The organism is Tannerella forsythia (genome assembly GCF_003860135.1).
Classification (GTDB): Bacteria; Bacteroidota; Bacteroidia; order Bacteroidales; family Tannerellaceae; genus Tannerella; species Tannerella forsythia_A.
Map to the genome: position 1 here is coordinate 1 of NZ_RQYN01000076.1, position 8,754 is coordinate 8,754.

Annotated in this window: 4 protein-coding genes and 1 pseudogene; 2 read left to right on the forward strand and 3 right to left on the reverse strand. The window is 48.1% G+C overall.

The window, feature by feature from the left end:
• Positions 1-72: 72 nt before the first annotated feature.
• A pseudogene (locus tag EII41_RS12735) lies at positions 73-1,911 on the forward strand (UvrB domain 3-containing protein); the annotation flags it as partial.
• Between the two features lie 455 nt (positions 1,912-2,366).
• On the opposite strand, the gene mnmE reads toward EII41_RS12735, so the two are convergent.
• The 3 genes from mnmE to uvrB form a co-directional block, all read right to left on the reverse strand.
• Positions 2,367-3,776, reverse strand: a complete 1,410-nt coding sequence (mnmE, locus tag EII41_RS12740; protein ID WP_124790896.1) for a tRNA uridine-5-carboxymethylaminomethyl(34) synthesis GTPase MnmE — start codon at positions 3,774-3,776, stop codon at positions 2,367-2,369.
• 76 nt (positions 3,777-3,852) lie between these two features.
• Positions 3,853-4,704 (reverse strand): N-acetylmuramoyl-L-alanine amidase-like domain-containing protein, encoded by an 852-nt coding sequence (locus tag EII41_RS12745; protein ID WP_124790897.1) that lies wholly within the window; start codon positions 4,702-4,704, stop codon positions 3,853-3,855.
• The gene (gene uvrB, locus EII41_RS12750) at positions 4,701-6,734 is read right to left on the reverse strand and encodes an excinuclease ABC subunit UvrB (RefSeq protein ID WP_124790898.1); all 2,034 of its coding nucleotides are present in this window, start codon (positions 6,732-6,734) and stop codon (positions 4,701-4,703) included. The genes EII41_RS12745 and uvrB overlap by 4 nt, the downstream gene beginning before the upstream one ends.
• Before the next feature lie 219 nt (positions 6,735-6,953).
• Between uvrB and EII41_RS12755 the strand changes: the two genes are divergently transcribed.
• The gene (locus EII41_RS12755) at positions 6,954-8,606 is read left to right on the forward strand and encodes a T9SS type A sorting domain-containing protein (protein WP_124790899.1); all 1,653 of its coding nucleotides are present in this window, start codon (positions 6,954-6,956) and stop codon (positions 8,604-8,606) included.
• The last annotated feature ends 148 nt before the right edge of the window (positions 8,607-8,754 follow it).

Consider the following 8,754-nt stretch of genomic DNA (forward strand, 5'->3'; position numbering starts at 1 on the left):
TTTTATTTTCGGTTGGTTTTTTCGGAAGCATAAAATATATTTTGTGGCATAAGTTGATTTTATAAGGAACGACTAATTACAACCATTTTCAAGTTTGGCGATGTGGAAGGCGTACTCAATGAACGCGACAATATCATTCTCCTAGTCGATGAAGCTCACCGTACTCAGGAAAAGGATTTGGGACAAAAGATGCGTAGTGCATTACCTAATGCATTTTTCTTCGGACTTACTGGTACGCCTATCAACAAACGTGACAAAAACACGTTCCAGGCCTTTGGCGCAGATGAGGATATGGAAACGGGTGGTTACATCTCTAAATATACTTTCCAGAATTCTGTGGCAGATGGAGCTACTCTAGAGTTGAATTTTCAAACGGTGCCAGTGGAAATGCGTCTTAATGAGCAGCAACTGCAAGAGGAGTTTGATAAATTGACGGATCAGATATCTGAGGCCGAGAAGGGTGAATTGGTGAAGCGGACGTCTGTCGAAGCATTCTTCACTGCCGAAAAACGCATTAATGATGTGGCTCGCTACATCGTGAATCATTTTAAGGCCAATGTGGAGCCTAGCGGAATGAAGGCACAAGTGGTGGTATTTAACCGTGAGTGCTGTGTGAAGTACAAGAAAGCCATTGATGCTTTGTTGGGAACGGAAGATGCTACTACCATTGTAATGCATACGGGCGGTGACAAGGCAAATGATTATATAGAGTATCGCAGAGATCGAGATCAGGAAAAGAAGCTTCTGGACCAATTCCGCGATCCGTTATCTCCCATAAAAATGGTGATTGTTACTTCGAAGCTACTTACAGGGTTTGATGCCCCAATCCTTCAATGTATGTATCTTGACAAACCGATGAAAGATCATACACTTTTACAGGCCATTTGCCGCACCAACCGTAAATATAATGTCGATAAAAAGAATGGTTTGATTGTGGATTTTGTAGGTGTCTTCGATAACGTGGCTAAGAGCTTGGCTTTTGATGAAGAAACGGTGAAGGCAGTGATTAAGAACATTGACGAGATAAAGTCTTTGATACCTACTTTTTTGCAAGAATGTCTTGATTTCTTCCCAGGTGTAGACCGTACCATTGGGGGCTGGGAGGGTCTTCAAGCGGCTCAGCAGTGTTTGCTCGATGATAAGAAGAAGACCGATTTTGCCCGAAATTTTGCGCGGTTGGCTAAAGCTTGGGAAACGGTAAGTCCCGATACGATGCTCGTTCCTTATCAGTCAGACTATACTTGGTTGGCGCAAGTGTATCAGAGTGTTCGCCCTGCTGGAACCAGTGGGTCGCTTATTTGGACGCTGTTGGGAGCCAAAACTATCGAAATTATTCACCGAAATATCGATAAAATTGACATAGGTACACCGCTTGAAGACCTTGTGGTTGATGGCGATGTGATTGATATGGTGTTGGAGCAGGCTAAAGAAAATCCTAAAAAGATACTTGAAGTTGAGAAGATGTTACGCTTAAGGTTAGGTAAACATCGTGGCGACCCAAAGTATAAGGAGTTTGCAGAAAAGCTGGATGAACTTCGCCGTCACATGGAGGAAAATCTAATTACAAGTATCGACTTCCTGCGAGGACTACTAACTCTTGCCAAGGAGGTGCTCGAAGAGGAAAAAAAATCCAATCAGCCGCTTGATAAACGTGAACAAGCAAAAGCGGCACTTACTGAATTGTTTGAATCGATAAAGACTAAAGATACACCTATTATAGTAGAGCGTGTAGTAGCCGATATCGATGAAAATGTGGTAGCTATTGTGCGCAAATTTAAAGATGCTTTTAAAAGTATTACTGCTCAACGAGAGATAAAAAAGAAACTCCGTTCAATCCTTTGGGTAAATTACCAAATCAAAGACCAAGAAGTTTTTGATAAGGCTTATCAGTATATCGAAATGTACTACTAATTGAAAAGTCAGCTTATTCTCAGTATAAGTACTGGCTAAAGGCATATCTCCTAACGGCATCCCATAGAATGCTGTTAGGAGATGTCTTATTTAGTGCTGGAGCTGGCGTGAGAGCGAGGCTTGCTCTTGGGAGAGACGTTGCTGTTGGAGGTGTAGCTTGGCGCTGAGGGCGAGTTCGTAGTTTGCGGAGCCAGAGCGTAGCAAGGCAAGACCACGCTTCGTATGTTAGTTCCCGCAGTTGGTGTCTTATCATGTCCTGATTTTAAATTTTCTCTCGATATACGTGAGGCGCTAAATTGACAGTAGCGATAAGCGGTACAAATAATGTACAAGAATAAGCGAAAAAAAAGAATACGAATGAGCCCTAACGAACAGAAAAGGACAAAAAGGAGGGCGCTCATAATTCACGCCTTTTCGATATTTGGAGATCAATGATCGTCGATTGTAATCAGAAATTACTTCCCAATACAAAAATGGGCGAAAATATAATGGAGGGTATCGTCGCTGGTGATTTCGCGGCCGGTGATTTCGCCGATGGAGGTGATCGCATGGCGGAGGTCGAGCGTGAGCAAGTCGGTCGAGATTCCCATCTCGAAGCCCGAACGCATGTGTTGCAGAGCGTCGTAAGCCTCTTGCAAAAGCTGATGATGACGGGCATTGCTCACGATAAGATCGGCTTCGCCCGCCTGAGCATTATCCATGATCTTGACCAATTCCTCCCTAAGCTGATCCATCCCCTCACCTAAGCGAGCCGAGATAAACAACGGTTTTTCGGAGTAACCAAGGGAATCGCATAACACCTGATCGAGATGATTCCGTTCGTCTTCGGTGAGGCTTTCGCTTTTATTGACGAGCAGAATGACCGTTCGCTCCTCCCTTTCGTCCCAAATGCTTTTGATATAGTCCAGCTGATTAGCCTCGCTGATGCGCGTGCCGTCCACCACGGCAAGGATAATATCCGCCTCTTTGATTTTGCTTCGGCTACGCTCGATACCGAGGCTCTCGATCGTGTCTTCGGTCTCGCGGAGTCCGGCCGTATCGACAAAACGGAAGAGATAGCCGCCGATGTGCATCGTGTCCTCAATCGTGTCGCGCGTGGTGCCGTGAATGTCGCTCACGATGGCACGTTCCTCGCCCAAAAGGGCATTGAGCAGGGTGCTCTTGCCGACGTTGGTCGTGCCGACAATCGCCACAGGAATACCACGCTTCACGGCATTACCAAGTCGATAGCTATCGATGAGTTTACGGAGTTTATGCTCTATCTTATCGCAAAGAGCCAGCAATTCGGTGCGGTCGGCAAACTCCACATCTTCCTCGGGGAAGTCCAGTTCAAGTTCCATTAACCCGGTAAGGCGGAGCAATTCTCCCCGAAGGGCGTTCAGCTCCTCGCTATATCCGCCACGCAGTTGCCTCATCGCCATTTGGTGCTGCGCCTTGCTTTCGCTGGCGATAATGTCGGCCACGGCCTCGGCACAGCTCAGGTCCATACGCCCATTGAGATAGGCACGATGAGTAAATTCGCCCGGCTTAGCCATCTGACAACCTTCTCCGACAAGGCTCTCTAACAGTCTGCGTCGGATATAAACAGAACCATGGCAGGAGATCTCTACCGTATCTTCACCGGTAAACGAATGCGGAGCCTGGAAATAAGTCAGGACAACTTCATCGATCAATTCATCTCCGGCTATCACTTCGCCATAATACGCATATCGAGGTTTGATCAACTCGGCGACAGGCGTTTCTCCTCTGTATCGAAAGAGCCGAAGAGCGATAGACAACGCTTCGGGACCCGATACACGTATCACCGCGATACCGCCCACGCCCGGGGCAGTCGATACAGCACAAATGGTTGCTTTATCAAGCATGACGTATAATGATAATTGACGAGCAAAGATACTTCTTTTCGCGAAAGAGCGGAAAATTCGGAAGAAGTCCGGCGTGTTACGGTTCCTGCGGACGAACAATCATCACGCCCGTTGTCCGTTTACCGTCCATCACATACGTTTGTAGCGACTCCGGATTAACGATCACCTTCTCGGCCGAAGACGACGCGTGGATAAACGTCAGCATTTCCCCTTCGCGGTCAACGAATCCGACGTGCGAGATATCCAGCCCTTCGATATTCGTCACGAAACAAACGATATCTCCGTTCTGCATGCCGGAGCCGCAACGTTCGATCTCCTTTTCGGGAATACAGGCATACGTCTCACGCGACGAGATTTCTTCCTCCTTCTCACGCATCACCTTCACCCATTCTGGATGCGACTTTAACTGCCGGTACTTGTCGGGATGCGCAGACATAAACGACATCTTCAGGCGATATGGCTCACCACCGATCGAGGACGTTACGTCCCGAACGATCCCTTTGCGCTGATTCTCGTAAATCCAGTCGGAAAAATAATGCAAACGATCCGTGTAATCGTGTATCTCGCCTTGACGATAGCGGATTTGTCTTAGTTGCCGGGCATACGCTTCGAACGAAGGATCACCGGCTTTCACCGTGCGAGCCAATGCGAGGACAGACTCAACGAGCGTCGTACAGTCGAGCTCACGCAAGTTGATCACGAGCCTTTCCGGCTCTTTCTCCAGCGTCGAAGCCACGTAAGGACGATCCTTGAAGAACTTCGCCGTCTCGACAAGGAGGTCGCCTAACGGCAAATGCTCTTTCCCTTGCATCGCCTGCACGTAAGCATCAAAAATCGCCCGGTCTTCCGGAGTATAATCGGCCTTTTCCTGGGCTGAGCAAGCCATACAAACGAGCGTACTCCACACAAATACCATCCACTTTTTCATTTTTCTTCTGTTTTTTGATCCAACATATCTTGTAATTTCAATATTTCGTCACGATATTGCGCTGCCTCAAGGAAATCGAGTTTCTTCGCTGCCTCGGTCATCTGTTTCCGCGCCTGCGCAATCGCTTTTTCCAACTGTGGCCGCGTCATATACTGCACCACGGGATCGGCCACCAGCGACGGTTCCGGCTCGACGTAAGCATACGCTTCAGGCGCTGTTTGCAGACGTCCACCGCCCAACACCGAAACCGTATTTTTCACGATCTGCTTCGGTGTGATGCCGTGTCGTTCGTTATAAGCCAATTGTTTTTCTCTTCGGCGATTCGTCTCATCAATCGTCTGCCGCATACTGTCGGTGATTTTGTCGGCATAAAAGATTACTTTGCCGTTAATGTTACGTGCGGCACGTCCGGCAGTCTGGGTAAGCGAACGGTGGGAACGCAGAAATCCTTCCTTGTCGGCATCGAGTACGGCCACAAGCGATACCTCCGGCAAATCCAGCCCTTCGCGCAACAGATTGACGCCAATCAACACATCGAACAGCCCTTTGCGCAAATCGTCCATAATCTTCACCCGTTCGAGCGTATCGACATCGCTGTGAATATAGTTACAACGCACATCCATCCTCTTCAGATAATCCGTCAGTTCTTCGGCCATCCGTTTGGTGAGCGTAGTGACCAATACCCGCTCGTCGGCTGTGGCACGTTGTGCGATTTCTTCCATCAGGTCGTCGATCTGGTTGAGGCTGGGACGCACTTCGATAATCGGGTCGAGAAGCCCCGTAGGCCGGATAAGCTGCTCAACGACGACTCCTTCACTCTTCATCAGTTCATAATCGGCCGGGGTCGCACTCACATAGATCGCGCTCGGCGTCAACGATTCGAACTCTTCGAAGGTCTGCGGACGGTTATCCAACGCGGCCGGAAGACGGAAACCATATTCAACAAGCGTTTGTTTGCGCGAACGGTCTCCGCCGTACATGGCACGTATCTGAGGAACTGTTACATGACTCTCATCGATGACCAGCAAAAAATCCTTGGGGAAATAGTCTAACAGGCAAAACGGACGCTCTCCGGGCTGACGTCCGTCGAGATAACGAGAGTAATTCTCAATACCGGCACAATGCCCCAGCTCCTGTATCATTTCGAGGTCGTATGTTACGCGTTCTTCGAGGCGTTTGGCTTCGAGCGGCTTCCCGATATCCTGCAAAAACCGAACTTGCTCACCGAGATCGACGTGTATCTGCCCGATGGCTGTACGGATACGTTCCTGCGTCGTAACGAACAGGTTCGTCGGATAAATGTTCAGCGTATCCTGTTCATCATATTCATGTCCGTCGACCGGGTTAAACGATGCGATACGCTCTATTTCATCCCCCCAAAACTCGATACGATAAGCCAGACCGTCGTAACTTTCGATAGCCGGAAAAATATCGACCGTATCGCCGTTCACCCGGAAACTTCCGCTCGTAAACTCCACTTTATTATTCACATAGAGCGCATCGACAAACAAGCGAAGCATCTTGTCACGAGCAATCTTCATCCCTTTCTCCAGATAGACGACTTGTTCTTCAAAAGCACGCGGATCGGCCATACCGTAAAGACACGAGACGGACGAGACAACGATCACATCGCGACGTCCGGACAGCAGCGAGGCCGTAGCACGCAGACGCAACTTATCGATTTCTTCGTTGATCGCCATATCTTTTTCGATATACGTATCGGTCGTAGGCAGATAAGCCTCAGGCTGGTAGTAATCGTAGTACGACACAAAATATTCGACAGCATTATGCGGAAAGAACGATTTGAATTCGCTGTACAACTGTGCGGCGAGCGTTTTGTTATGGCTCAGGATCAGTGCGGGCTTGCGTACCCGTTCGATGACATTAGCCACGGTAAAAGTCTTTCCAGAGCCCGTCACACCCAATAAAGTCTGATACGGCACTCCTTGGCGGATGCCTTGGGCAAGCGCCTCAATAGCTTCGGGCTGGTCGCCGGTCGGTTTATATGACGAAACAAGTTCAAAATCCATGATTTTCCTGCAATGAGAGAACAAAGATACAAAACCCTCACGGAAAAGCGTACGATAGACATTCGAAAAAAATCAGCCGGCCACCCCGTTTGAGCCATACAAAATTTTGTCGTTCAAGGGAGGGGTTTTGTACAATATACCGGCATATTGTTGCGCCTTTCTGAAATAATACGGTTCTTTGTTCTTTCACATGTACCTTAATTACATTGCAGAAAACTTATGAAGCTTAAATATATACTGATTATATGTAGTTTGTTGTGTGCCGCGACTGTCATGTCGCAGACCGTTTATCACGTCCATGCGACAAAAGGGAACGATGCTCATGACGGCAAATCATGGTCGAAAGCATTAGCCACGCTCCAGATGGCGTTGGACAAGACACAGCCGGGCGATACCGTGTACGTTGCGGCCGGCACCTATCACCCGACCCGGCGGACCGGAGAAACACTCGCTCACGAACCTAATCCAAAAACGACCGACCGTCATCGCTCGTTTATTATTCGCGGCTACATTCATTTGTATGGTGGTTTTCCGGTAGACGCAACCGATCAGACGACGATAAAAGATCGCGATTGGAAGACACACCGTACGATTCTGAGCGGTGACTTTAATGGCGACGACGGGACCGACTTCTCCAATATGAATGAGAACGCCTATCATGTGCTCGTTCTGTTCGATGTCGAATCTTCGACAGAGATAGACGGCTTTACGATCACCGGTGGCAATGCTGATGGAGCAAACAGCGTATTGATGAATCACATGCCGGTGGTTTCCGAGTATGGTGGAGGTATTTATGCCTATACGACACATAAAGATATATTACCCAAACTGTCGCATCTCACCATCGAAGGGAACAGAGCTGCCAAGAACGGAGGCGGGATATTTATTTACGCGAACAGCAACGAAGCCAGTTTTAGCATCCGGCATTCCACGATTCGAAGGAATCAGTCCGGAGGCTCCGGCGGCGGCATCTTCAACTGCGGAAAAAGAGTCGCTTCGCCCCGATTGGAAAACGTACTCATCATCGGTAATCAGGCCCAACAAGAAGGAGGCGGATTCTACAGCCTTTGTGAAGACCTCGTATCAGCGCCTCACCTAACGAATGTGTTGATTGCCGGCAATGCGGCTTATAACGGAGGCGGAATGTTCTGTTATTCGTTCGCGGGGAACGTGACTCCTTCCCTGACAAACGTAACCATCTGCGGCAACAGAGCCGTGGCGGAAGGAGGAGGTATCGCGTGCTTAGCAGGGAAAAATTGGACAAAAATCGGAACATCCTCACCCATGTTTTCCAACACAATTATTTGGGACAACCAAGCGCCACTCGGCTATCCGAACTTGTACAACAACGGCGCTAAGGGGAGCATGCCCACCATGCATAAAAGCTATATCGAAGGTGAGCCTGTTCCATTTATCGACGAGCTTAAAACGAATGATTTCACACGCATTGCACAGGGCTTCGTAAGTCATGTGGCACCCGGCTTCGCCCCAACCACAGCGGGTGATTATCAACTGAATCAAAACAGTCCGTTTATCGATAAGGGAAAGAATATTCATTGGTCGATTGAAACAGATTTGGCCGGTAATCCACGTATATACGGCAAAAGCATCGATCTTGGCGCGTATGAATATCAGGGACATAACCCCAAAGACGCAGGAATAATAGAGGAGCATTATCGGATATGGGCATCGCACGGTCAGGTAACGATTCAACTCGACCGTCCGGCCACGATTCGAATTTATACGATTGATGGCCAACTGATCCGACAATATAATAATGAGAAAGAGGGTACAAAGATCGTAAATCTACCCAACGGCATTTACCTCATTTCGCTTAACGGAGAAGGCAAGGCCAAAGTGATTGTATACTGACGAGGAAACTGTCTCAAAAACACAGGCAGCCTCATTTTTTTACGCTTATTTCGTTACCGTCCGATTTATATTCAGTCGTTCCTTATAAAATCAACTTATGCCACAAAATATATTTTATGCTTCCGAAAAAACCAACCGAAAATAAAAT

Bases quoted from the DNA above. Each gene is read 5' to 3' on its own strand.
- mnmE (WP_124790896.1), bottom strand. From the start codon at position 3,776: ATGCTTGATAAAGCAACCATTTGTGCTGTATCGACTGCCCCGGGCGTG.
- EII41_RS12745 (WP_124790897.1), bottom strand. From the start codon at position 4,704: ATGAAAAAGTGGATGGTATTTGTGTGGAGTACGCTCGTTTGTATGGCT.
- uvrB (WP_124790898.1), bottom strand. From the start codon at position 6,734: ATGGATTTTGAACTTGTTTCGTCATATAAACCGACCGGCGACCAGCCC.
- EII41_RS12755 (WP_124790899.1), top strand. From the start codon at position 6,954: ATGAAGCTTAAATATATACTGATTATATGTAGTTTGTTGTGTGCCGCG.